This is a genomic window from Niallia laureatilytica (assembly GCF_046613985.1).
In the GTDB taxonomy this organism is placed as follows: domain Bacteria; phylum Bacillota; class Bacilli; order Bacillales; family Cytobacillaceae; genus Niallia.
In genome coordinates, this window is the sequence record NZ_JBKKHP010000001.1 from 166,686 (window position 1) to 191,175 (window position 24,490).

The 24,490-nt window shown below is 36.9% G+C and carries 24 protein-coding genes; 7 read left to right on the forward strand and 17 right to left on the reverse strand.

Annotated elements, in window-relative coordinates; all coding sequences use genetic code 11:
• Positions 1-45: 45 nt before the first annotated feature.
• On the reverse strand, positions 46-1,173 hold the full coding sequence (locus tag ACLIJJ_RS00830; protein WP_411410442.1) for a metallophosphoesterase: 1,128 nt from the start codon (positions 1,171-1,173) through the stop codon (positions 46-48).
• Positions 1,174-1,417: 244 nt separating this feature from the next.
• On the opposite strand from ACLIJJ_RS00830, the gene ACLIJJ_RS00835 reads away from it, so the two are divergent.
• The gene (locus ACLIJJ_RS00835; RefSeq protein WP_411410443.1) at positions 1,418-2,377 is read left to right on the forward strand and encodes a MerR family transcriptional regulator; all 960 of its coding nucleotides are present in this window, start codon (positions 1,418-1,420) and stop codon (positions 2,375-2,377) included.
• A 112-nt stretch (positions 2,378-2,489) separates the two neighbouring features.
• Entirely contained in the window at positions 2,490-3,281 is a 792-nt protein-coding gene (locus ACLIJJ_RS00840; RefSeq protein WP_411410444.1) for an HAD family hydrolase, read from the forward strand.
• 42 nt (positions 3,282-3,323) lie between these two features.
• Here the strand turns inward: ACLIJJ_RS00840 and ACLIJJ_RS00845 are convergent, their stop codons facing one another.
• Positions 3,324-3,758: a hypothetical protein gene (locus ACLIJJ_RS00845; protein WP_233313708.1), complete on the reverse strand. Its 435-nt coding sequence runs from the start codon at positions 3,756-3,758 to the stop codon at positions 3,324-3,326.
• A 217-nt stretch (positions 3,759-3,975) separates the two neighbouring features.
• Positions 3,976-4,758, reverse strand: coding sequence for a CAP domain-containing protein (locus ACLIJJ_RS00850; protein WP_233313707.1), 783 nt, complete (start codon positions 4,756-4,758; stop codon positions 3,976-3,978).
• A 169-nt stretch (positions 4,759-4,927) separates the two neighbouring features.
• Here ACLIJJ_RS00850 and ACLIJJ_RS00855 point away from each other — a divergent pair, with 169 nt between their 5' ends.
• Entirely contained in the window at positions 4,928-5,248 is a 321-nt protein-coding gene (locus tag ACLIJJ_RS00855) for a thioredoxin family protein (RefSeq protein WP_233313706.1), read from the forward strand.
• 240 nt (positions 5,249-5,488) lie between these two features.
• Positions 5,489-6,268, forward strand: a complete 780-nt coding sequence (locus ACLIJJ_RS00860) for an alpha/beta fold hydrolase (RefSeq protein WP_233313705.1) — start codon at positions 5,489-5,491, stop codon at positions 6,266-6,268.
• Between the two features lie 54 nt (positions 6,269-6,322).
• Here the strand turns inward: ACLIJJ_RS00860 and ppc are convergent, their stop codons facing one another.
• Entirely contained in the window at positions 6,323-9,082 is a 2,760-nt protein-coding gene (ppc, locus tag ACLIJJ_RS00865) for a phosphoenolpyruvate carboxylase (protein ID WP_251648078.1), read from the reverse strand.
• Between the two features lie 413 nt (positions 9,083-9,495).
• On the opposite strand from ppc, the gene ACLIJJ_RS00870 reads away from it, so the two are divergent.
• Positions 9,496-10,065, forward strand: coding sequence for a thioredoxin family protein (locus ACLIJJ_RS00870; protein WP_237941504.1), 570 nt, complete (start codon positions 9,496-9,498; stop codon positions 10,063-10,065).
• A gap of 25 nt (positions 10,066-10,090) precedes the next feature.
• Here the strand turns inward: ACLIJJ_RS00870 and ACLIJJ_RS00875 are convergent, their stop codons facing one another.
• The 8 genes from ACLIJJ_RS00875 to ACLIJJ_RS00910 form a co-directional block, all read right to left on the reverse strand.
• Complete coding sequence (locus tag ACLIJJ_RS00875) at positions 10,091-10,390, reverse strand: iron-sulfur cluster assembly accessory protein (protein ID WP_233313702.1); 300 nt, start codon at positions 10,388-10,390, stop codon at positions 10,091-10,093.
• Between the two features lie 127 nt (positions 10,391-10,517).
• On the reverse strand, positions 10,518-10,898 hold the full coding sequence (locus tag ACLIJJ_RS00880; RefSeq protein ID WP_233313701.1) for a hypothetical protein: 381 nt from the start codon (positions 10,896-10,898) through the stop codon (positions 10,518-10,520).
• A 213-nt stretch (positions 10,899-11,111) separates the two neighbouring features.
• The gene (locus ACLIJJ_RS00885) at positions 11,112-12,938 is read right to left on the reverse strand and encodes a glycoside hydrolase family 2 protein (RefSeq protein WP_411410445.1); all 1,827 of its coding nucleotides are present in this window, start codon (positions 12,936-12,938) and stop codon (positions 11,112-11,114) included.
• 8 nt (positions 12,939-12,946) lie between these two features.
• Entirely contained in the window at positions 12,947-14,695 is a 1,749-nt protein-coding gene (locus ACLIJJ_RS00890) for a glycoside hydrolase family 2 protein (protein ID WP_411410446.1), read from the reverse strand.
• On the reverse strand, positions 14,695-15,132 hold the full coding sequence (locus ACLIJJ_RS00895) for a hypothetical protein (protein ID WP_233313698.1): 438 nt from the start codon (positions 15,130-15,132) through the stop codon (positions 14,695-14,697). Before ACLIJJ_RS00895 ends, ACLIJJ_RS00890 begins: the two co-directional genes overlap by 1 nt.
• Positions 15,132-15,977: a carbohydrate ABC transporter permease gene (locus ACLIJJ_RS00900; protein WP_233313697.1), complete on the reverse strand. Its 846-nt coding sequence runs from the start codon at positions 15,975-15,977 to the stop codon at positions 15,132-15,134. Before ACLIJJ_RS00900 ends, ACLIJJ_RS00895 begins: the two co-directional genes overlap by 1 nt.
• Before the next feature lie 18 nt (positions 15,978-15,995).
• Positions 15,996-16,919: a carbohydrate ABC transporter permease gene (locus tag ACLIJJ_RS00905; protein ID WP_233313696.1), complete on the reverse strand. Its 924-nt coding sequence runs from the start codon at positions 16,917-16,919 to the stop codon at positions 15,996-15,998.
• A 127-nt stretch (positions 16,920-17,046) separates the two neighbouring features.
• Positions 17,047-18,315 (reverse strand): extracellular solute-binding protein, encoded by a 1,269-nt coding sequence (locus tag ACLIJJ_RS00910; RefSeq protein ID WP_233313695.1) that lies wholly within the window; start codon positions 18,313-18,315, stop codon positions 17,047-17,049.
• 216 nt (positions 18,316-18,531) lie between these two features.
• Between ACLIJJ_RS00910 and ACLIJJ_RS00915 the strand changes: the two genes are divergently transcribed.
• Positions 18,532-19,467: an ArsR/SmtB family transcription factor gene (locus ACLIJJ_RS00915; protein ID WP_411410447.1), complete on the forward strand. Its 936-nt coding sequence runs from the start codon at positions 18,532-18,534 to the stop codon at positions 19,465-19,467.
• A 171-nt stretch (positions 19,468-19,638) separates the two neighbouring features.
• Here ACLIJJ_RS00915 and ACLIJJ_RS00920 read toward each other — a convergent pair whose 3' ends face one another.
• Positions 19,639-20,268, reverse strand: coding sequence for a YitT family protein (locus ACLIJJ_RS00920; protein ID WP_233313693.1), 630 nt, complete (start codon positions 20,266-20,268; stop codon positions 19,639-19,641).
• A 217-nt stretch (positions 20,269-20,485) separates the two neighbouring features.
• Here ACLIJJ_RS00920 and ACLIJJ_RS00925 point away from each other — a divergent pair, with 217 nt between their 5' ends.
• A complete protein-coding gene (locus ACLIJJ_RS00925; RefSeq protein ID WP_251645667.1) occupies positions 20,486-20,932 on the forward strand; it encodes an Lrp/AsnC family transcriptional regulator in 447 nt (148 codons plus the stop codon).
• Positions 20,933-20,976: 44 nt separating this feature from the next.
• Here ACLIJJ_RS00925 and ACLIJJ_RS00930 read toward each other — a convergent pair whose 3' ends face one another.
• From ACLIJJ_RS00930 to ACLIJJ_RS00945, 4 genes are all read right to left on the reverse strand, one after another.
• The gene (locus tag ACLIJJ_RS00930; RefSeq protein WP_411410448.1) at positions 20,977-21,759 is read right to left on the reverse strand and encodes an HAD family hydrolase; all 783 of its coding nucleotides are present in this window, start codon (positions 21,757-21,759) and stop codon (positions 20,977-20,979) included.
• A gap of 131 nt (positions 21,760-21,890) precedes the next feature.
• A complete protein-coding gene (locus tag ACLIJJ_RS00935; RefSeq protein ID WP_411410619.1) occupies positions 21,891-23,084 on the reverse strand; it encodes a class I SAM-dependent rRNA methyltransferase in 1,194 nt (397 codons plus the stop codon).
• Between the two features lie 119 nt (positions 23,085-23,203).
• Positions 23,204-23,812, reverse strand: coding sequence for an ATP-dependent Clp endopeptidase proteolytic subunit ClpP (gene clpP, locus ACLIJJ_RS00940; protein ID WP_282581435.1), 609 nt, complete (start codon positions 23,810-23,812; stop codon positions 23,204-23,206).
• A complete protein-coding gene (locus ACLIJJ_RS00945; RefSeq protein WP_233313688.1) occupies positions 23,809-24,435 on the reverse strand; it encodes a sigma-70 family RNA polymerase sigma factor in 627 nt (208 codons plus the stop codon). Before ACLIJJ_RS00945 ends, clpP begins: the two co-directional genes overlap by 4 nt.
• Positions 24,436-24,490 lie beyond the last annotated feature (55 nt).

A 24,490-nucleotide genomic window follows, 5' to 3' on the forward strand; every position in this document is an offset into this window, starting at 1 on the left:
TAGTATGTTTGCCTACCGAGAAGCAATTTTCCTGCTTACAGTATCTTACTTTAAGGTTTTAACATACTCCAATGTTTCTTGATGGTAAGGCTCCATTAAATATTCAATTGGCTGATACGGTGAAACAACGGGTACCTTTTTGCCGTTTATGATGCGAATAATCGGCTTCGCCTGTGATTTCGATGCTGCAATTTTCCAAACGCTGTCCCGTTTTTCCAATGATAAATCAATAATGCCTAAATGATTTCCCCAAAAACCAGCTTGCACCGCTGGCTTTTTATTAATCGTTCCAGCTTGGTGATTAATACCCTCTATATTTTTTTCGCCCTTTTTCGGAAACAGACTGTGAGAATGCCCGTACAACAAAACATCAATTCCTTCTACCTTGCTGACATCCACTACATTATTGCCTCGTTTATCCTTTAAGGCATCATCTGATTGAAGACCTGCATGAACAAGGGCAATGATAATATCAGCTCCCGCTTTTTTCATTATTGGTACAATCTCTGCAGCTGTTTCGCTCATATTCTTAATGATGAGATTATCTTCGAAGTATTCCTTGTCCCATTCGGCTGCAATGGGCGTAAGTAAGCCTATGACACCAACATTGATTGTTTCGACTGTTCCAGCCTCTGTCTTGATGGGATATGGCATGATTGTATAAGGATTAAAAAAATGCAGGTCATCCTCTGCCATTTGATTATGATCGTCAATATAAATATTCGCATTCACTACTGGGAAATCAGCTCCTGAAACAGTCTTTAATAAAAAATCCAGTCCATAGTTAAACTCATGGTTTCCCACTGTTGCTGCGTCATACTGTAATAAATTCATTGTTTTGTAAGCAGGGTGAATGTCTGTAACAGGAAGAAATGGACTTTTGGCGATAAAGTCTGCTAAAGCATTTCCTTTTATCATATCTCCTACATCAAATAACAAGGTATTTTCGTTTTGTGACCTGATTTTTTGAATAAGAGAAGCTGTTCTGCTTAAACCATACTCAATTGTCCTGTTATTATTTTTATAATCATAATCTAGAATATTTGCATGGATGTCGGTTGTTTGTAGTATTTTCAATTTAGCTTTAATTGGATTATGTAGTTCCTCTGCCTCTGAATGGTGAAATGGCAATAGCATGAACACCAGAGTCAAAAGAATAAATCGTCTTCTCACAGGCTGACCACCTCGGATGCTCCCATTTTAAGGGTATTTCCCTTATTCTTCTCCAAAACGCCCAAAACTACCCATACACTTTTAAGAGCAGGTTTGAAGCTTGCTGAAATATGTCTACTATTAAGAGGTTTTGATAGCTTTTGTCTTCTTGCAGGAAATTAGCACTGCACTATGTAATTGGTAAGCATAGCCATTTATAAATTTATCTTTTTTTCTATTCAACCTACCTTAAGGAGTGTATAATATGAACATTTATTCTATTCATGAAGCATCTCAAAAGCTGACGACAAGTCCGAAAACTTTAAAGCAATGGGAAAATAAATTTAAAGAGCTGCTAGTTATTCCTCGTACAAAAAACGGAGCACGTTTTTATACAGACAAAGAGCTTTCCCTACTGCTGGAAGTAAAGAATCTTTATGCTGAAAAGCGAAATACGACAGAAGTTAAAAAAACACTAAGTATGATTCTTCAGCCTAAGGAAGCAAAGCAAGAACAAGACGTGGCGACTAAAGAAATGACACCACCTGTCTTAGAAGAAGCTGCTGCTAATGAGATTCAAATCATTCATAATGATGATTTAATAACGAAAATAGACAGAAATACAGAGGATGATAATCAGCTTCAAGTATTGCTCTCGTCTTTAGAAACATATAAACAGGATTTTCTTCATGAAGTGAAGCAAGAAATACGCAACGGCATTAAACAAGAGGTGCTTGAAACAATCTCAACAGAAATACAAGCAGGCAAAACAGAAACGATTGAAAAACTGTCAAGTGCACTTGCTGACCACAAGGATGCTGCCAAAGAAAGGATGGAGCATATCGCAGAAATCGTACATACAAGCACACAAAAAACAACGGACGACTATGAATCCATTAAAACTAATATTAGAAAGCTGTCGCAAATTTCAAAAGCAGAAAGAAAAACCTATTCAAAGCAATGGACAGCAGCAACTACCTCTACTAAAGAAATTAAAGCAATGATGGATCATCTGTCTAAATCAAACAGTGAAATCAACAAAACGGTAGAGCAGCTTCATAAAAATGATCGGATGCTGATGGAGGCTATCCAAGTAGAGCGTGAGCAAATGTCTAAGGATATTAAAGACAGAGAAAAAAGCTTTCAGGAGCTTGTCCAGTCATTCAGACAAACGGCTGTAGCCGAACCTCCTAAAAAAACATGGTGGAAAATTTGGCATAAATAATGTTCTCTGTAACTTTTAGATCAGGAGCCCTCCTGGTCTTTTTCTATTTCTTGCCTTTATGTTAGAATGTTCTCATATGAGCATTTTCTAAAATTGACAACTGGAGGACATAATGGCAAATTTCCAAGCATTATTTCTAGATATTGATGGCACTATTCTGCAGCCTGATGACACGATGCAAGAGTCAACTAAAACCGCAGTCAAACTGATGAAGGAAAAAGGACTTGAAATATTCTTGGCAACAGGCAGACCGCTACATGAAATAGCAGATATAGGAGAAATATTAAAAATTAATTCTTTCATCGGCTATAATGGCGCTTTAGCTATTTACGACGGGCAAGACATTGTGAAAAGCCCAATGGATCCAAATTTAGTGGACTTATACATAAAAATCGCTGCTGAAAAAAACAATGAGCTTGTGCTTTACACAAGCAGCCATAATCTCCTCTCTAATCCAGACAGTGAAGTAACAAAGCAATTCTGCAAGAAATTCCATTTAAGAAGCAATAAGCAGTACACGGAAGATGAAAAAGCAAATATATTAGGCATTACGGTCATGAACTTGAACGAAGAGGATATTCATCTGTATGAAGGTTTCCCTGAGATTCATTTATCCCAAGTGAATATCGAAGGTTTTCGCCACTCCTATGATGTAATCAGTGACAAAGTAAATAAAGGAATGGCCATTAGTACCGTATTAAAAAGGCTGAATATCGATGCGAAGAACGCGATTGCTTTTGGTGATGGCATGAACGATAAAGAAATGCTGTCAGTTGTTGGCGAAGGCTTTGCCATGGGTAATGCTCATGAAAAGCTGTTTGCTTATGCAAAACATACCACTACCTCTGTAAGTGATTCTGGTATTTATAATGGCTTAAAAACGCTTGGTCTCAAAGAAGAATAAGCAAAAAAGAGCGATACCCGAAATACAAGGTATCGCTCTTTTTTAGTCAACTTGCTCTGTTTCCGTTTCATTTTCAGCCATTACATTCGTTACCTTTTTATCGTAATAGCTTTCATTCATTTTATAGGAAAGTTCAAATGCAGGAGATGCTGCATTTTCTGTTTTAATCCAATAGAATCCTTCATTATGCGCAATTGAATCAAGTTCAAGCATAACGGTAAGTTCAACTGTAATTAAATTTTTTGTTTTCGTGATGGCTACTGATGGATTCGACGTTCTAGAAGGCTTATTCATCATTTTTTTGGCAAATAACACGGAAAAATACAATTCATTTCCGCTCTTGCTCTTCTTGTTCATTTTCAGCAAAAAGGAATCTCCCAAATCTACTAGCTTTTCCTTATCCATATCCGAAACGGACATGTTTAGTTTTATGTATTTGTTCTCTACTGGTGCAATATTAATTTTCGTAGCAGCCATTTGTATCCTCCTCTTTACAATCAACTGACACATTGCCATTTTACACATACTTTTTATTATATTACACTTAGGCAACATTTATGACAAAAAATTATCGTCACGTCATATTTTTATACTATAGTATAGCTGACAGTATTAATTCAAGTGGAAGATATCAAAAATATTGATTATAAAGGACATCTCCCAATGAAGATGTCCCTTTTTTAATTCATTGCACTTATTTTTTTACAAACATTTGAACCCATTCATGACCAGTTTCTTCAAAACCTACACCTATATGACTGAAATCTTTGCTGAGAATATTAGCACGGTGTCCCTCACTGTTCATCCATGCGTTAACGACTTCTTCTGGTGTTCTTTGTCCTTGGGCAATGTTTTCACCAGCTGACTTATACTTGATGCCAAAATCTCTCATCATGTCGAATGGTGATCCATATGTCGGACTTGTATGAGAAAAATAGCCTTTTTCATTCATATCTTGTGCTTTTACATTGGCTACATCATTTAATTCCGGATACGCTGTTAGCGCAGATAGTCCAGCTTTTTGTCTTTCTTTATTTGTTAAGCTAATAACAGCGTCCACGTATTCACTAGAGCCTTTATTTTCACCGGCAATTTCAGCTGCCTTTTTAGCTGACGGTTGTGCTGGTGCAGGCTGGGCAGGCGCTGGCTGTGATTGTTGGATGTTATTTGTAGTCGGATTTTGAGTCTTTTGATTCGCAGTTGCATTATTTGTATTAGCATTTGTGTTTCCATTTGCATTTCCATTCGGCACGGCACCGCGATTCACTATTCTGAACTCATATTTCGCATCCTGAATCTTAATCGGTTGTGTATGTGGATAACGGTTGCTGTTTGTGTCCGTTTTCAGGTTCGAAATCTGGCCTGTTTCGTTAATATTGTTGGTAGTATCCATATCATCAGGGTCTGGACTACAAGCTGCAAGCATACCTACAGCCATACTCATTGTTAAAACTGTTTTTAAAGTATTTTTTAGCATTGGAATTCTCCTTTCTTTTTATTTTTAGTTTCTCAATTTACAGGAGAAATACAGATGGTATTTTTGTGTAAATAATTTCAGTTCTGCAAACAGGAAATATTTAATATTTAGTGTATAATGGCGTTAGTAGCTTTTGTGGCTAGTATAAAATATTGCTAAGAGGTGTATCATGAAACAAATCAGTACAACAGAGGAATTCAACGAGATTATCAATAATGGCGAAACAAATATTGTTAAATTTTTCACGACTTGGTGCCCTGACTGCACAAGAATGGATATGTTCATTGGGGAGATCATCGAGGAAAATGCAGACAAAAAATGGTTCAGCCTCAATAAAGACGAACTGCCTGAACTAGCAGAAAAGTATGATGTTATGGGTATTCCAAGTCTGCTTGTCTTCAAAGACGGTGAAAAAATCGGCCATTTGCACAGCGCTAACGCAAAAACACCAGAGCAAGTGGAAGAGTTTTTAGCTCCATTTAAAAAATAAGTTAAATTAAGAAACAGCAAAGTGCAAACGAGTTTGCTACTAAATAACAGCATAATTGGAGACACACATTCAAACAGTGATTGGTGTCTCCTTTTTGTTGTCTTTTAAACTTTAGCCAATTATAAAAGAAAAGAATTGTTTTTTTTATCTAAAATATAGTTAATAATGATGGAACTGTTTTTCAACGAGGCAACACCGTTTACTTAATAGGATCAAACAGAAAAAAGTGAGGTGAGCTTTTTGTGTTTACGTTACCAAGAGTATGGGGATAAGAACGCTTCATTGATGGTATTTTTGCACGGAGGTGGAGTAAGTAGCTGGATGTGGGATAAACAAACTCCGTATTTCAGTCATTATCATTGCCTGACAATTGACTTGCCAGAACATGGGGAGAACGATTGTGAGTTGAATTTTTCCATTCAAACAAGTGCAGAAAAAATAAATGACTTGATAGAAAAAATCGCGAATGGTAAAAAAATAATCGTGATTGGATTTTCCCTAGGTGCACAGGTAACGATACAAATGTTAAGTATGAAACCTAATTTAATTCATTATGCGGTCATAAACAGTGCATTAGTAAGACCTAATTCTTTTGTTAAAAGGATGATTAAACCTACGATAAAATTAACCTTTCCTTTAGTTAGAAATCAATCTTTTGCAAAGCTTCAAGCGAAAGCACTTTACATTGATAAAGAGTACTTTGCAACCTATTATAAGGAAATTTCTCAAATGAAATCAGATGCTCTTGTTAGAATATTAGAAGAAAATATGTCATTTGAAATCCCTGAAAATTTCAAAAAAGCAAAGAGCAAAATATTAGTTTCTGTTGGTGAAAGAGAAAAGGCAGTAATGAAAAAATCAGCAACAGATATAGTATTAAATAATTCAAATTGTACTGGGATCATTATCCGAGACGTCGGTCACGGAGTATCCCTGTTATATCCTACTTTCTTTAATCAAATGATTGAAAAATGGATACAGGAGGATGCTTTGCCGCAAGACGTAATACCAATAAAGTAACAGCTTTGATATACACAAAAAAACGCTCAGAAAAATCTGAGCGTTTTTATTATATCAGCCTGTATTACGCAAGCCAGCAGCAATTCCATTGATTGTAAGCAGCACTTGATTCAGCAGCTCTGGATCTGGTGTTTCTTGATCACGCAGCTGTTTAATTAGCTCTACTTGGAAGAAATTCAGTGGGTCTACATACGGGTTTCTTCTATAGACAGATTCCTGAATCGTTGGTGTATGATCCAACAGCTCTTCCTCTCCAGAAATTTCAAGCAAAATGGCTTTTGTCTTATTATATTCTTCTTTAATGTTTTCATAAATTCTTGTGCCAATTGACTCATCTTCAACAAGTGATGAATATTCTCTTGCTGTTGTTAAGTCTGCTTTCATTAATGCCATTTGCAAATTATCGATTGTGGAACGGAAGAATGGCCATTTTTGGTACATTTCTTTTAAGATACCGATGTTGCTTGTGTTACTATCTGCGAATTCATGAAGACCAGTTCCCGCTGCATACCATGCCGGCAATAGCTGGCGGCTTTGCGTCCAAGCAAATACCCATGGAATGGCGCGTAAATCTTCAAATGTTTGCTTGCTTTTTCGACTCATCGGTCTTGACCCTATTTTCAAGTTGCCAATCTCATTCAAAGGTGTTGCTTCTTTAAAATATGTCATAAAATCATCATCAAAGAACACTAATGACTGATATTTTTTCAACGAGATCGCAGAAATGTCTTCCATCGCTGTTTCCCATTTGTCTTTTTCCGTTTGGTCTAGCTCATTATTAGAGATATGCGCAAAAGCTTTCAGCAAGGTCGAAATAGCTTGCTCGAGACTGCGGAAGGCAATGTCTTCCAACAAGTAGCGAGAAGATAATACTTCCCCTTGTTCTGTAATTTTCACACCATCTCCAAGTGTCTCAGCCGGCTGGGACAAGATACTCTTGTTCAGCGGACCGCCACCCCTGCCGAGAGAACCACCGCGACCATGGAAGAACTTAAGGCCGATTTTATATCTGCTTGCCATTTCATGAATTTCTCTTTGGGCTTTATACAGCTTCCAGTTGGCAGTCAATGTTCCGCCGTCTTTACTTCCGTCAGAATAACCAAGCATAATTTCCTGCTGGTTCTCATGCTGGATTAAATGATTTTTGTAAACAGGCAGTTCAAACAGTGTTTGCATAATATCAGGACCTGCCACTAAATCATCGATTGTTTCAAGAAGCGGTGCCACATTTAAATGGCTTTCCACTGTACCATCTGCATGAAGACGGTAGATTCCTGCTTCTTTTGCAAGAACGAGCACTTCAAGCAAATCGCTGGCAGATTGAGTCATACTGATAAGATAGACTGTGATTGACCGCTTGCCGAATTTTTTGTGAGCATTGCGAATCATCTGGAAAGTTTTAATCATTTCCTGTGTTTGTGCAGAATAATCCTCATTTAATAACAAAATCGGTCTCGGGTCCTTCAAAACAGACTCAAGGATATTCATTTTGCTCTCTTCATCAAGGCTGCTGTAATCCTCGGCAATTCCTACTTTTTTCAGAATTTCCGAAATAGCTGCTTCATGCTCACCACTGTGATTGCGAATATCTAATGTCGCAAGGTGGAAGCCGAATAAACGCACTTGGCGAATTAATTTCTGTAAGTCTTTTTGTTCATGATCCTTCGGCTGGTGGATCACAAAGCTGTCCTGAATTAAGATTAAATCTTTCAGCAGTTCTTCAGAGTCAGTGTAGCCTTTCTCTGATTTCCCAGTAGCTTTCAGTCGCTCAATAATGACTGCAAACTTTCTGCGATATACTTCTGTTTCAACAGCCCATTTAGTGTCTTCATCTAAGTACAGCTGTTCCTCTTCCACGATTGATTGAATCAGCTTCGAGCTTACTTTGATTCTGTTCGTAGAATGGCTGAATCTTTTCATTAACTCAATGACTGCATCTGTATATTTTTTAAGAACAAGCTTATTTTGCTTATGAAGTGTTTGCCATGTCACTTCTGGAGTTACGTTTGGATTTCCATCTCGGTCTCCGCCGATCCATGAACCGAATGTCAGGAAGTTCGGCACATTCCAGTTGTACGTAGGATAATTCTCATGAAGAGCATCCTGTACTTCTTGATGAATCTCTGGCAATACATCAAACAATGTCTGATCGAAATAATATAAACCATTTCGAACCTCATCCATTACTGTCGGTCTCGTTAAACGGAGCTCATCTGTTTGCCACATAATCGTAATTTCCTCAAACAGCTCCTGATCAATTTGCTTACGCTCTTTTCTTGTAAGCATTGGATTATCAAGCTGTTTCAGAAGGTTTGCGATTCTCTTCTGAATTTCAAGAATAGACCGCTTTGTCGACTCCGTCGGATGCGCTGTAATAATCAGCTCCAATGATAAAGTATCAAGGACATTTTGAATAGCATCCTCAGTAAGGTTTTTACTCTTAAATGCCTGAATGGCACTTTCAATTGATGCAGGCTGAACAAGATTATTTTCCTGCAGCTGATATTCTCTTCTTCTTCTGATACGGTGATTAAGCTCTGCCACGTTCACTAAGTGGAAGTATTTAGAGAATGCACGGATAACCTGCCTTCTCATTGGTCTTTCTAAGTTTTCCATTTCTTTTTTCAGTTCTTGATATGTACCATCATTATAATTGTTGCGCAGTTCCTTCGCTAATTTACGGATTGTTTCGACTTTTTGCAAAAGTTCTTGCCCGCCATGATGCACAAGCACTTCACCAAGTATGATTCCTAGTCGCTTAACATCCCTGCGTAAGGATGAACTGCTTTCGTTAACTTTTAGTCTTGTTGTCATTAGATTACCATCCCTTAATCTAAATAATATTTATCGATTCGATATCTTAATCCTATCACTATTCTTTCAAAAATTCATTAAGAATTCGCAAGTATTAATAGATAGAAAAGATTAGTTTAATAAAATTAATCTAATTTTTGTATAGATCACACGGAAAGTGGGAATAATTTCTTAGTTAACCGTTTTCAAACTTCACCATTTTTTGTATTATACCTTTCATTACATTATTTGCACATCAATTTGTCTTATACCAATAATTCTTGTTCGGGGAGTGTTTTTCCTTCTTTAAAGGAATCTTTTTCATTAGTAAATAAGTTTCTTACAGATGCAATGCTAATAATTACTATCTTGGTCTTATTTTTAGTAAAATTAACTTATGCTCAGCCAATATAATTAGAACAGGAAGTGTTAAATTGAGTAATCTTAAAGTTTGGTTTGATAAAGGAATGTCTTCTCATCAGTACATATCCAGCATGCAGGTGAATAAAGAGAATCTTTTAAAGGTTTATAATGAATTCTCTGTACCAGCACAAGATATGAAAAATCTGCAGGGTCTGCAATCAAAAGGAATGAAGGCTATAATTCTTAGTGCAGATTGGTGCGGGGATGCCATGGTCAATGTGCCTATCTTTTTGCGCTTAGCTAATGAAGCGTTAATCGAGACAAGATTTTTAATCAGAGATGATAATCTGGAATTAATGGATCAATTTTTGACAAATGGAACTGCACGCTCGATTCCAATTATCATCTTCCTCGATGAAAATGATGAGTTAATCGGCAGATGGGGACCTAGAGCAGAAATTATTCAAAAAGAAGTGGATGTCCTGAAAAAAGACGTGCCTGCTAAAGACTCTCCAGACTATGACGCTGCTTTTAAAGCATTCATAAAGGAAATGGTTCAGCAATTTATCAACAATCGTGAGTGGTGGACAATCATTAAAGATGACCTGATTCAAAGCCTATCATCCTTAGATAAGAAATAAAAAAACGGGGTTCCCCCCCGTTTTTTTAATGACTATGCATTTCTTTGTTAGGATTGTAAATAACAAAACCTGGCTCTGGCATATGGAAATATTGAATCCAGATACCGTCTAAGAACTCACTGTCTCGTGTATCTAAAAGGACCGCAACTTCTTTATCTGATTCTACCACTTCATCATTTTCTGTCTGCTTGTCCAGCTTAAGATCATAATGAGCATGGTTTCCATGATGTTCTGTTATGTATACACGCAGCATTTCACCTTCATCCGCTTTGCTCAGCATTTGTTTCATGACTTTCGCTGCATGTCTGTTTACTTTAACTTTCATTGTATTGCCTCCATCTTTCGAATGTATTGTACGCCTCTATTGTAGTCCTCTAAACAGCTGTTTGCAAACAATCGGTACTGACATATAAAAAAACAGCCTGGCATACTGCCAGACCATTTTCTGTCTATTATGATAATGCACCGATTTCGGTCATTTCCTTTATCTTAGCCAAGTCTTTAGCATATAGCTCAAAACTTTCTTTATCCATTTTATCCAATGATTCATTTACCTTAAACTGAAGATAGTTGCGTTTTAATTCCATATCGATAATGGAAACGATTTTTTCTTCGTTAATGAAATCCTCCAGCTCCTGGACAAACATATATACAGTATAATCATTGATCATTACAAGCATCAGCCAACCTAGAGAATCAACATATTTCTTCTCATCTGTAACAGTAATAATATCCCCTTTATGTAAATCAATAAAAAATGTATGGTCAGGTCTAGGACAAGTACATTCTACCATATATTGAAACGGCTTAGTTACCAAGAATTGATTTTGCATATAATTACACCTTCCTAGCTCTTTTTTATTATCTGTTTTTTTGGTTATTCTCATTGTAAATGAAAATGATTATCAGTGTCAATTTATTTAAACAAAAAAATTCTCCTTTTAAAAAGGCGACAAAAAATTAGCAGTGAAGATATAAAAAACCTGAGTCTGATTTATAATCAAACTCAGGAGGTAGTCAAGATAATGGATAGATAACTAAGCTAATCAATCTTTTCGCTGTTTTAATACTACAGGAAGTCTATTTGGGTAAAATTGATTATTAATTTCCCTTAAAATAGAAAGATCACATTTAGGTTTGCGGTTATACGTAAGTATCCCATTTATTTCTTGTTCCACATCTGTTAACTGTGTATAACAGTAACCCCATAACCCTTTCGATTGGTAGATAGCCTCCATAATGCGCCGATAATCCCGGATATATTCTTCTACCGTTTCAACCGAAGTATAGCCCCAGCCTTTTTGATCATCCACTTTAAAGCCTATTCCTCCAAACTCTGTCAGCATAATTGGTTCGCCTTGATGAGAATATCCATTTGCATAAACTTGCCACTTACCGTGTGCATATGATAATAGATTTTCAACAGAAGAGAGTGCTTCTTTAAAATAACGATACTTATCCTTTTCATCATGATTTCCATGATTATAATTGTGAATAGCACATATATCTGTAGTAGTAGCTTCCCAGCCATCATTAGAGATGACAAGCCTCGTACCATCAATAGCATGCAGCATATGATACATTGTTTTGGAGAATTGTTGCTGCTTTTTGTCAGCGTGAATATTAGGAACTCCCCAACTTTCATTTAACGGAACCCAGGTGACAATGGACGGGTGATTATAATCTCGTTCTACAATTTCCACCCATTCCTTCATAAGCCTCGTAGCCGCTTTTTCTGTATACACAGGAGCAGAAGCACACTCACCCCATACTAAGAACCCTAAAGTATCCGCATAATATAAGAACAAGGGATCTTCTGTTTTTTGGTGCTTACGACAACCATTAAATCCTATCTCTTTCGCTAATTCAATATCTCTTTTAAAATCACTTGCTGAAGGTGCTGTCAATAATCCTTCTGGCCAATAACCTTGGTCCAGGACTAACTTTTGATAGTATGGCTTATTATTTAAAAACACCATCCCATTTTCACTATGTACTTTTCTATATCCGAAATAAGATTTTATAGTATCAAGTACGTGACCAGCATCATTAACCAATTCTAGTTTTACATCAAAAAGGTTTGGATTTTCAGGTGTCCACGCAAAACCTGCATCATGGAAATTGGATCGAAATATTTTATTCTGCATGATATCAATTGCTCTTTTCACATTATGACTGTTTAACTTAATCTGATCCTCTGCAATCATGATATCTTTATAACTAATAGTGTAGTTTAAGAATCTATTTTCTTCTATTAAGTTCGTAAAATCACTGATAAGAAGATCTATCGATACCATGCCATGATCAAAATCAGAGGTGAACTTTACACTTTCAATATGTTCTTTATCAAGCTGCTCTATCCAGACTGTTTGCCAAATACCAGTAGAATTGGTGTACCAAATCCCCCTCGATTCCTTTTCCCAAAACTGTTTCCCACGAGGAATGGTTTCATCATCAAATGGATCATGCACAAAAACCGTGATTGTTTGTTTTCCCTTAACTAGCTTATCTGATATGTTAAAATGAAAGGACGTATGTCCCCCTTCGTGCTCTCCAACAAATTGCCCGTTCACATAAACTTTACAATAGTAATCCACTGCACCAAAGTGTAATAACGTTTCCTTATCATGTGGATGATCTAGTTCTATTTCTTTTTTATACCATATATATTCGTGAATTGTGCGGTCATTTATGCCGCTTAACTCCGATTGATAAACAAAAGGAACGTTTATTTCTCTAGTTAGTTTCTCCTGATTAGCATACTTTTCTTTCCAGCCTTCGTTCTTATCATCAAACTCGAATTGCCATTTGCCGTTTAAATTTATCCATTCAGATCGTACAAATTGAGGTCTTGGATACTCTGCTCTACTCATATTGCCTCCTACGGTTTCAGTCTTCTTGTATTTACTTCGCTTACTCTGCTGACAGATACTTTTGGCTTTCGATCAATAGTAAGCAGCCCATTTAGTTCCTGTTGTACATCTGTGAGCTGTGTATAACAATAGCCAACCACATAGTCTAAATCCTGAATAGCATAATGAATTTCTTCAAATCGTTTGAAAAACGCTTCCTCATCCTTCACTTGATTTCCATAACCCCAGCCTTCTTCTGTTTGGAAAGCAATCCCGCCAAATTCAGAAATAATGATCGGCTGACCTTTATAGGCATAATTTTCAGCAAACGGATAGAAATCTTTGTTGAATTGCATCTTATTTGATAAAACATGTTCTTTATTTTCATAGCGTTTCGTAAATGCTTTGCCGAATTCTTCATAATCATGAAGCGTAATAATATCAGAAATGGTATGCTCCCAGCCGTCGTTCGTTATCACAGGGCGCATTTGATCATAAGTTTTCGTCATATAATAAATACTTTCGGTAAATGCTTGTTGTTTCCTATTTACATGAATATCGTGAACTCCCCAAGATTCATTGAAAGGAACCCATGTAATAACACTAGGATGATTGTAGTTTTGCTTCACAATTTCCATCCATTCTTGTGAGAAGTTCTTAACTGCTACATCATTAAATGCATACACAGAGCCCACTTCTACCCATACTAGCAACCCATATTTATCTGCTAAATATAAAAAGCGAGAATCCTCTACCTTTTGATGTTTTCTAACTCCGTTATATCCAAGCTCTAACACTTTTTGTATGTCTTCCTCTAAAGCTTCTGTACTCGGCGGCGTCATATCAGAATCCTGCCAGTAGCCTTGATCTAGAATAAGGCGTTGATATAATTCTCTATTATTAAGCAGTATCTTATTTCCTTCTATTGATATCTTTCTCATGCCAAAATAAGAATGCACTGTATCAAGTAATTCGTTGCCTTTATATAAATGAAGCTGAAGATCATACAAATGAGGGTTCTCTGGACTCCAAGGTTTCATGGTCCAAGGATCTTTTCTTTCCAGCACACTTCCCCGCAGTGAAGCAGAACCATCTATTATATTTGCAGTAAAAGAATTAATAAACCTTCCATCAAAAAGAATCTTTGCTTCTACAGTATATCCATCTGATTCAATCGGAAGATTTTTTGTATCTATTTCAATCTGAATTTCTTGTTCATCAAATAAAGGAGTGATTTTTGCATGCTCTATATAAATAGGAGAAACATATTCAAGCCAAACTGATTTCCATATCCCTGTTGTTTGTACATACCAGCATCCAAAGTTCTCCTCTCGCCACCTCTGCTTTCCTCTTGGCTGAGAACAGTCCTTTGAATCATACACTTTAACACTCAATTTATTTTCACCGATATGAACTTTCCCCTGTAAATTTACTGAAAATGCATGATAACCGCCTTGATGCTGTGCAGCAAGCTTACCATTTACATATATAAACGCCTCATAGTCTACTCCTTCAAAATGAAGAATAGGGTGTTTCTCTAAATCCTTTATATTAAATGTTCTTTCATACCAAACTATTTCATGATGTTCTGTTTGATGAATGCCACTTGCCTTTGTTTCATAAGTGAAAGGCACTTCAATCACCGTTCCCTTAGGAAACTTTTCATACCACTTATTTTTTTCGCCTTCTTTCTTATCGTCAAAGGCGAAATCCCATTTGCCATCTAAGGAAAACCATTCCTCTCTTCTAAACTGAGGATTAGGATGTAATTCATTCATTAGTTTATACCTCCAATATGTTGATTACTTTTCATCATTAACTTCTTGATAGACTTGTTTTTAGCCAACAGTATCATCCCAGCAGACATGTATAAGACAACACTGATGATATCCATAATGATGTAGCTCATAGCTCCACATACTAAAAACCACACTGCCACTTTTACATGAACTTGATCATCTTTAATATATTTTTTTGCACAGACCAAGTTAAACATGCCGACTCCGATAAGAATGGATCCAAATATTGCGATAAATATATAGATACTTCCAACAACTGATTCCAATGCTTTCATATAAGCAAAGCTCGTGTTTTCAATTAGATTTGCACCTTCTACTTTTTTCAAAGTTCCATACACTAAGATCGTAAATAAACCATCAATTATCTGCCAAATCCCAGCTATTCTCACTAAGTTTCTTTCCAATCTTCTGTTCATTAACCTTTCACTCCAGCAGATAGAGACATAGAATCTAAGAAATACTTTTGAGCAAATAAGTAAAGAATGAAGGTTGGAACAATCGCAACAATCGCTCCTGCCATTAATAAAGTAGGCTGCGCCTGATACATCCCTTGAAGCAATTGAAGCCCTGGTGTAATCGGCATTTTTTCCACATCATTAAACACGATTGATGGCCATAAAAAATCATTCCAAGAACCAGTAAAAGAGAATAAGGAAACGACTAACAGCACTGGTTTAATTAAAGGGAGAATTACCCTTGATAATATTTGAAAATCATTCGCACCATCCATTCTTGCTGCTTCATCAAACTCTGTTGGTATATTATTCATAAATTGTCTCACTAGGAAAATATTAAAAACGCCAGCAGCTCCAGGAACGATCATGGCGATTGGAGAATTAACCCACCCTAATAGATCAATAATTTTATAAAGGGGAATTAAATTTACTACTGCCGGAAACATCATCGTTGCCATTAAAAACGCAAACAATCCATGCTTTCCTCTAAAATTTAATCTACTAAAAGCAAAGGCAGAAAGTGTAACAACAAGTAATACTAATAAAGTGTGAGAAATGGAGATAAATAAGGAATTCGTAAACCAGCGCACTAACGGCGTACTTGCATTATCTACTAAAAGAGAGGTGTAATTGGATAGCACCCATTCGATTGGTAGAAATTTAAACCCAACAGATTGTAGTTCAATTTCCGATTTAAAAGAAGTTACGATTCCCCATACTAAAGGTATAACCCAAATAACTGACATCGCGAGCAAAAAGACAAATGCAATGATTTTTGGAAATGGATTAACTCTCTTTCCACTCATTTCAAACCCTCCTTCACTTTAATTCTTCCTTTCTCTTAAGAAAAAGAACTGCAAGGATGCAACAACCATTATGCACACGCCTAGAATAACTGCCATTGCTGATGAAATTCCTGCGATAGATTGGCCTGAACCAAATGCATTTTGCTGAATATCCATTAAGAGAACCCTTGTCGAGTCAGTAGGCCCTCCACCTGTAAGCATTAGCGGCTGTCCATATACATTAAAGTGTGCAATAGTAGTAATTACTACGGTATAAAGAATTTGTCCTCTTATACTAGGAAGTGTGATTTTAATGAATTTCTGAAATGGTGATGCTCCATCAATATCTGCAGCTTCATATAAATCTTTAGCAATGCCATTTAATGCTGCTTGATAAATAATCATATTGCCACCGATAGACCACCAAACAGTTAAAATTACTAATGCAATCCATGCATAGGGTTGTGTTCCTGTCCATACCGTTTCTAAATTCAGGATATTATTTATTGGGCCATATGTGACGTTGAACATTAAAGTCCAAATAATCACGACCGCAGAAATCGCGAATAAAGATGGTAAATAAAAAAGTGATTGAAAGAACTTCCATAAAGCAGGTTTAGTATTTAAAGCTGCTGCAAGGCATAATGGCACAAGGATACAAAACGGTACAACAAAAAGCACGAATAAAAACGTATTCTTCAAGCCTGTATGTAGCTGTTCATAAAAGATAGAATCAGATTGCAGTAATATTTCCTTATAATTATCAAGGCCAATAAACGTAGGGGAACTTATTAAATCCCATTCTGTAAAAGATATATAGATACCAAAGAAAACAGGAATCAAGAAAAAGACAGCAAATATTAGCAAATGAGGTGTTAAGAAAATCCATGGTGTAACAGACACTTTTTTGGACCTCTTATTTTTGACTTGCTTCACTTGTTTTGTAGCAGGAACAGTTTCCATCGCTCCACTCCCCCTTTTTTTCTATGTTTGAATAGAAAAAACATACTAAACTCGCAAAATATCAATGGTTAAAGCTTACCTTCTGCTGTATACAAAAGGTAAGCTTCTACCTTCTATTTTCTCCAAATCATTTATTCGATTTATCTTTTTCAACCTTCGCAGATACTTCTTTTTGCATTTGCGTAAGCGCTTTATCAACATCCAGCTTTCCAAAAACTACATCGCCTGCTTGAGCATCAAGCGCTTCTGAAACATAGCCATTGTACTTATAATCAAAAATTTTCAAAGTTGCTTGTTGCTCTGGTGTAGATAAGAAAAATGCTTGCGGCATCTGTTTATACTCTTCCTCTTCTAACAGTGATAACGTGGCAGGATTTTGCCCGGACTTCGCCCATTCCATTGAATTGTCTCTAACCCAATTTAAGAACTCCATGACACCTTTTGCTTTTTCATCACTGCGTGATTCATCTTTAAACATGACAAATTGATGGGAGGAAGACCAGTTAACTGTTTTTGACAAGTCATCAGATACCTGCGGTGCATTAGTTAGTCCCCAATTTATCTTGCTTTGCTTCACTTGGTTTTGCATCCAAATTCCTTCAGGCAAAAAGACTACTTTTCCTGTTAAAAACATTTGCGTAGGATCTTCACCATCCTTTGTTGTATATCCTGTCTTCACTAATTCCTTCCACAAGTTAAACGTATCTTGAGCTGCTTGATTATCTAACGTCGGTTGTATGCCATCCTCTGTTAGAACCCCACCGTTTTGTGCATACAGGGATAAAAAGTTCGGCTTTAACCAAGAGACACCGATAGATGCAATCTTATCTTTTTTTGAAACTTCGCCTACTTGCTCTATTTCAGCAAATGTCACAATATTGTCGTCTAACGCTGTCGGCAAATACTTATTCACTAGGTCTTTATTGTAATAAAGTCCAAACGTATGTATATCTAGCGGTATACTATATCGTTCAGATTCGATTTCTCCAATATTCCAAGCTTCTTGCACATAATTTTCTGCTTTAATCTCTGGGTAATCTGTTAATAAATCATTATAAGAGGTTAACATATCATTGTCTTTAAACTGCTTAATACGCTCTGCATGAACAATTGTTAAATCAGGTATATTCTTTTCGGAGTTCACAATAGTTGGAATTTTTGTATACATATCTGTTTCTTTAAGAGAGATATTCTTAATCTTATACTCTGGATTTGTCTTGTTGTATTCATCTACCATTGCTTGCATGTTTTTCCCATCAGGCCCTGTAAACGGATTCCAAAAGGTGATTTCATTTTTAGCGCTACTACTTGCACCTGAACTACTACAACCTGCCATAAGTCCAATTGCTAAACCTAACACACCTAAAAGCTTCCACCGTTTTTTTGAAGTACCCATCCGATTTCCTCCCCATTTGATTAATTTATATATTTAACCAAATAGTTAAATACATAAATACATTCGTCTTACATTTTTAATTTAACAACAAAAGAAAGCGTTGTCAACGTTATTTTATCAGGTTTTATAGAGTTTTCTATTGAGGTTAAACATATGTAATGTTACAATAAAAGTACAAGCAACTATTTAATCTTTTGGTTAAGGAGATGAGCATTTATGCAAATTCAGGTTTCTAAAGATTACTTCCATGTTTATCAAGCTCTTGCTAGTGAAACGCGCATCGTGATTATCGAACTATTAGCGGTTAACCAAGCTAATATTTCAGATTTAGCTAAACAATTAAATATAAGTCCAGCTATCGTTACACGCCATGTGCAGAAGCTAGAAGAAGCTGGGATTGTAAAATCAATTAGAACTGCTGGTAAGTCAGGGTTACAAAAAATAGTGGAGCTCGCAGTAGATAATATTGACATACATTTTCCTAAGAAAATATTTAAAGAATATTCCCTGCATTTAACCGATTTAAAGATTGGCCATTATACGGATTTCCAAGCAAAACCAACATGTGGAATTGCATCAGAAACGGAAATAATCGGCAAGCCAGATGACCCTAAATATTTTATGGATACAAAAAGGGTTGATACACAGCTCCTATGGTTGTCAGAAGGATTTGTAGAATATAAAATCCCAAATCTCCTAGGTCCTAACCAAATACCAGAAATGGTAGAAATCAGCATGGAATTAGCTTCCGAATTCCCTTTATCTAACAATGTTTGGCCAAGTGATATTACTTTTTATTTAAACGGTGTAAAACTTGGTACTTATACAGTCCCAGGAAACTTTTCAGATGTGCGAGGTCGATATACCCCAAGTTGGTGGAATGATAAATTCAGTCAGTATGGCCTGCTGAAAACAATTCGCATCAATAAAATCGATACAGGTATTGATGGAGAGGCTTTATCTAGTGTAACTATCGATGACATCCAATTAGATCAATCACCATTTTTAACACTTAAAGTTGCAGTCGAACAAGATTCAGAAAAAGTAGGAGGGCTCACTCTTTTCGGGGAGCACTTCGGAAACCATAAGCAAAATATTCGAGTGGGAATCTATTATTTAGAAAAAGAAGTACAAACTTTAAAAATCCCTTAAGCGTAAATGTGTAGACTGTTTTAATAAGAGGTCTAATCCTTAGTAAGGAGAAAGAATGATTTTTAGAGGCGTGTCACAGTGATGTTACACTTCTAAAACTGCCTTGAAACAAAAAAAAGCACCTTTAGGTAGACTTTTTCAAGAGCCTGCTAAAGGTGCTTTTTCCCTTTATTACATAGTACTTGTTTCCAATATCGGTTCCTTTTTTGATACTTTTACAGTAGTCTTATTATTGCGTTTTGCTATTTGTTCCTTAAAGAAGCTCATCATAGTAGACACAATTAGCACAGATAATATACTGTATAAGCCTCTCACAACCCCAATACTGTACATGCCAATAAGAATAACTACCGTGTCAAAAATAAAGTTTGTTTTTCCCATATTCCAGTTAAACTGCTTCTGCAGTGTAATGGAGAGAATTTGTGCTCCTCCTAGGGATGAGCCATTCATAAATAGAACAACAACACCTGCTCCAATAATGATTCCTCCGACAACTGAACCGATGAGCGGATGAAAAGTTAGAGGCGGGAAATACGCAGAAATCAGGGATGATAATACAGTGACTGTTGTTACTGCCAAAATCGTTGAAAATGTAAATTGTTTGCCCATTTTTTTATAGGACAACACATAAAACGGAATATTTATGACCGTGAACAAAACCGCAAACGAAATGGGCATTAAATAAGAGGCACTTAAGCTTAAGCCTGCCGTTCCGCCCGTCACAAGGGAAGAGCTTTTGAGCACATACAAGCCTAATGATGTAAAGAAACAGCCGGCAATCATGATTAATATTTTTTTCAAACAAAACACTCCTAATATGATAAAATATTGAGTTGGGTATGAGAGAGGATGGCGAAATCGCCAAAATTCACAGGTAAATTTGGTGGTTATGTTACATATTTAATGATAGAATAAGAAGGAGCATTTTTACATATCAAAAAGCATATATTAAACAAAATTAACCTTAAAAATGAAGCGAATAATCTATATATAATTTCAATTTGCAAAGGAGTTAAAAATGGATAAGGTAGACGTGCAATTATTAAAATTATTGCAGGAGGATGGAAGAATAACGGTAAGCGATCTTTCTAAACAGCTTTCTTTAAGCCGGCCAAGCGTATCAGAACGCCTCCTCCGCCTGCAAGAAAGAGGAATTATTCTTGAATTCACAGCAAGAGTCTCTCCTGCAAAGCTTGGCAGGGAAACACTTCTGTTCATTCAAATAAGTGAACTGAAGGAAGATCCCCATAAGTTTGAGGAGTTTATTAAGACAGAAGCGGATATATTGGAATGTCACCGTGTGACTGGACCGATTAGTTATACAATAAAGGCTGCTGTATCCGGAATTGATGGCATGCGGATATTGGTCGACCGGTTAATACCCTTTGGCACCATCAATACTTCGGTTGTACTGGCATCACCTGTTCCATACAGACATCTGCTGCCAAAGGAAGACAAGGAATAAAAAAAGAAGCTCATGTTAGGCAAATGCCTTCATGAGCTTCTTTTTTAGCCAATCTCTTTAAGAAGAGGAATCAGCTCCAGCAAATCTTGAATTTCATATGTTGGATGAACCGTTTCTGGCGTTTTCTCTTCTCTGTTAATCCAAACCGACTTCATTCCAACCCTTGATGCGCCAAGAATATCTGTATTAAGATTATCCCCGACCATAATGCAGTCACTGACATCTAGACCAAGCAAGGAAACGGCATGCTCAAAAATAGCAGGATCTGGTTTACCTTTACCGAAATCACCTGAAATAACAATTTCGTCAAAATATGGTGCAATTTCAGGCGTCATTGTTAATTTCGCGTTTTGCAGCCCTGGCGAACCATTTGTTAAAAGCAGCAGCTTGTACTTTCCTTTAAGCTCATCGAGCACTGCAAATGTTTCTTCGTATACGAAAGGAGATTCTTTGCGAAAAGCAGGAAATTGTTCTGCTAAATATGCTCCGAATTCCTTATCATCAATTCCCATCGCCAAAAGTCCATTCGTCCAAGCGTCTTTACGATACATCGGAACAATAGCCTTCATTTTTTGGAATGATTCATGCTGATCCGCAAACTCTCCCCATAGTCCTTCAAACGGATTGATGCCAATCATCTGTGTAAACGCATATGTTTCATATGCTTGATATAAGCTTTGCGCTTCTTTTCGGACTGCTTCTTCTAGGCTGGAAGCTGCAATTTGGTATTTGTCTTCAGCAAGCTTGCATGTTTTTTCAAATGCTTCTTTAACACTGCGTTTATCCCAAAGGAGTGTATCATCTAAATCAAACAATATTGCTTTCACTTTTTCCAATCCCCATTCCATATGTACTAATAATCAATGCTAAATATTAGATTACTAGGTAAAGACATTTAAGTAAACAGTGATTTGATAAAGAAATTTTGCTTTTGTTAGTCAATAACTATTTTGAAAAACTATTTAAGCTTTTTAATAAACACAACTTTTAAATAATTGCTTTCCTTTAAATGACGAATATTCGCAAAGTCCTCCGGTAAGCCACATTCCTCTAGAATCGTATAACGATCTTTTTGTTTTCCGAAAGCTTCGTGGATAAATTGTTTAAACTTCTTCATATCAAAGGTGCTGCAGTTTGTCGAAGCAACGATAACACCTGATTGTTTCGTAATACTGATTGCCTCTTTCAAAAGATTAGCATAATCCTTCGCTGCACTGAAAGTATGCTTTTTGCTTCGCGCAAAGCTTGGCGGGTCAAGGATGACCATATCAAATGCGAGCTGCTTCTTTACGGCATACTTGAAATAGTGAAAAACATCTTCTACTACAATCTTCTGGTCTGTTAGACTGATATCATTGTATTCAAAGTTCAGTGAGGTTTTGGCTCTGCTTCTATTTGCTAAGTCAACACTTGTTGTGGATTTGCTTCCACCAATGGCTGCTGCCACAGAAAACGCACCTGTATAGGAGAACGTGTTCAGCACATCCTTGCCTTGTGCATACTTGTCGCGAATTGTTTTCCGAACTTCACGCTGGTCAAGAAAAATCCCCGTCATTGCCCCTTCATTTAGGTCTACAGCAAAGTTCATGCCGCTTTCTTTCACCATAATCGGGAACTCTCCTGGTTCTCCGAATGTAAAATCATCGCCTTCAACATATGTACCGTTCGTATCAAACCGTTTCTTCTCATAAATGCCTTTAAACTCAACATGCGTATCGAGTGCTTTAATAATCCACTCCTTATATTCGTAAATCCCTTTGCTGTACCATTGAATCAGCAAGTATTGATCATATTTGTCGACAGTAAAACCGCCGATGCCGTCTCCTTCCCCATTAAACAGGCGAAAAGCAGTCGTTTCATTATCATGATATAATGCTGCTCTTCGATTATTTGCTGCTTTAATTTTCCCTTCAAAAAAAGAATAATCAATCGCTTCCTGAGGATTAGTTGTGAGGATCCAGCCGATCCCTTTATTTTGAATGGCATAATAGCCTCTGCCAATAAATTTTCCTGCATTATTTTTCACATCGATAACTTGGCCCTCATGTAATCCTTTTATTCCACGAAGAGAATCTTTGTACAAGAGCGGGCTGCCATTGCGAATGCTTTTTTCAAATGCTTCTTCTATTGTTACTTGCTTTACTGTCATGATTTTCACCTTTTATCTTCCTGCAAAATAGTCAATCCTTATTATAGCGTATCGTTTGGGAAAAAACGAATCAGGCAATAAGAAAAGCTGCCTGTTGTTCACAGGCAGCTTGTTAGTCAAATTTATTTAGGCAGGATAATCTCATCAATAATCCCATACTCTTTCGCTTCAAGTGCAGACATGAAATAGTCCCGCTCTGTGTCATGAGCTATTTTTTGGACATCTTGCCCTGTTCTGTCTGCCATGATCGTATTTATTTGCTCGCGCAGTTTCAGAATCCTTTTCGCTGTAATTTCAATTTCTGTCGCTTGCCCGCGCGCACCACCCAAAGGCTGATGAATCATAATTTCACTGTTCGGCAATGCATATCTTTTCCCTTTCGTACCTGCAAGCAGCAGCAATGCACCAAACGAAGCAGCCATACCTGTGCAGATGGTGCGCACATCTGGCTTAATATATTGCATCGTATCGAATATAGCAAAGCCTGCTGTAGTGGAACCGCCTGGTGAGTTAATATAGAGGGAAATGTCTTTATCAGGGTCTTCTGCAGCTAAAAACAAGAGCTGTGCGACAATATTATTGGCAACATGGTCATTAATTTCATCTCCGAGCATGATGATGCGGTCCTTCAAAAGTCTTGAATATATGTCATAGGAGCGTTCTCCCCCGCTTGACTGTTCAATCACATATGGAATAGCGTTCATTTTTTTGCCCCTTTCTTCATTTGCTATGCTGCCATTTGCAGAATCGGCCCAGCATTATGCCGTTTTGAACTCGAATGATGAAGCTTTTGAGCTGTCAAAATTTCTTTAATCAAAATATCGGGATTTTGCCGTTTTAGCGCTTCATAATAAAGGCTGCTCGCATCTTTAACGTCATTACCTTCTCCGCTATGCTGCTTGTGCATTTGGTTTCTGGCTCGAAACAAGATCGACTTTATTGCCGTTTCTGTCATTTGCAATACTTCTGCTGCTTCTTTAATACGATAGCCAAAGCCTTCAATCAGCAAAAAAACCGCTGCTTGCTTATTAGTAAGCTTTTCAGCTACATGCTCAGCAAGCATCATCTTTTCAGCAGCAGATTCATTCTGCACTGCTTCCGTTTTCATGGCGTGGTTTTGCTCCAGCTTTCTTTTCCGAAGTGTATCAATCCAGTGATTTTGAACAATTTTCTTTAATAATGCTGGCGTTATATCACGATCACTGTATGATTCAATTGCCTTTATGAAGGCATCATGAATAATATCTTCCTTTTCCCATTTATTCATCGAAAGGTATTGGCAATACTTATTTAAGCTGTCGTAATGCTTTTGCAGATTGCTGTTTTGCCATTTCTTTAAGTGTTGCTTGCTCAAACTTAATCCCCCCTTTTTTCAGGTGTCATACTTTGAACGGTTAAGCAGGCAAAAA

What these genes read in the sequence shown, in the direction of transcription:
- ACLIJJ_RS00850 (WP_233313707.1), bottom strand. Translation starts at nt 4,758, where the DNA reads ATGCTAAAAAATACTTTAAAAACAGTTTTAACAATGAGTATGGCTGTA.
- ACLIJJ_RS00915 (WP_411410447.1), top strand. Translation starts at nt 18,532, where the DNA reads ATGCAAATTCAGGTTTCTAAAGATTACTTCCATGTTTATCAAGCTCTT.
- ACLIJJ_RS00845 (WP_233313708.1), bottom strand. Translation starts at nt 3,758, where the DNA reads ATGGCTGCTACGAAAATTAATATTGCACCAGTAGAGAACAAATACATA.
- ACLIJJ_RS00885 (WP_411410445.1), bottom strand. Translation starts at nt 12,938, where the DNA reads ATGAGTAGAGCAGAGTATCCAAGACCTCAATTTGTACGATCTGAATGG.
- ACLIJJ_RS00905 (WP_233313696.1), bottom strand. Translation starts at nt 16,919, where the DNA reads ATGGAAACTGTTCCTGCTACAAAACAAGTGAAGCAAGTCAAAAATAAG.
- ACLIJJ_RS00890 (WP_411410446.1), bottom strand. Translation starts at nt 14,695, where the DNA reads ATGAATGAATTACATCCTAATCCTCAGTTTAGAAGAGAGGAATGGTTT.
- ACLIJJ_RS00880 (WP_233313701.1), bottom strand. Translation starts at nt 10,898, where the DNA reads ATGCAAAATCAATTCTTGGTAACTAAGCCGTTTCAATATATGGTAGAA.
- ACLIJJ_RS00875 (WP_233313702.1), bottom strand. Translation starts at nt 10,390, where the DNA reads ATGAAAGTTAAAGTAAACAGACATGCAGCGAAAGTCATGAAACAAATG.
- ACLIJJ_RS00840 (WP_411410444.1), top strand. Translation starts at nt 2,490, where the DNA reads ATGGCAAATTTCCAAGCATTATTTCTAGATATTGATGGCACTATTCTG.
- ACLIJJ_RS00855 (WP_233313706.1), top strand. Translation starts at nt 4,928, where the DNA reads ATGAAACAAATCAGTACAACAGAGGAATTCAACGAGATTATCAATAAT.
- ACLIJJ_RS00900 (WP_233313697.1), bottom strand. Translation starts at nt 15,977, where the DNA reads ATGAGTGGAAAGAGAGTTAATCCATTTCCAAAAATCATTGCATTTGTC.
- ACLIJJ_RS00925 (WP_251645667.1), top strand. Translation starts at nt 20,486, where the DNA reads ATGGATAAGGTAGACGTGCAATTATTAAAATTATTGCAGGAGGATGGA.
- ACLIJJ_RS00835 (WP_411410443.1), top strand. Translation starts at nt 1,418, where the DNA reads ATGAACATTTATTCTATTCATGAAGCATCTCAAAAGCTGACGACAAGT.
- ACLIJJ_RS00895 (WP_233313698.1), bottom strand. Translation starts at nt 15,132, where the DNA reads ATGAACAGAAGATTGGAAAGAAACTTAGTGAGAATAGCTGGGATTTGG.
- ACLIJJ_RS00910 (WP_233313695.1), bottom strand. Translation starts at nt 18,315, where the DNA reads ATGGGTACTTCAAAAAAACGGTGGAAGCTTTTAGGTGTGTTAGGTTTA.
- ppc (WP_251648078.1), bottom strand. Translation starts at nt 9,082, where the DNA reads ATGACAACAAGACTAAAAGTTAACGAAAGCAGTTCATCCTTACGCAGG.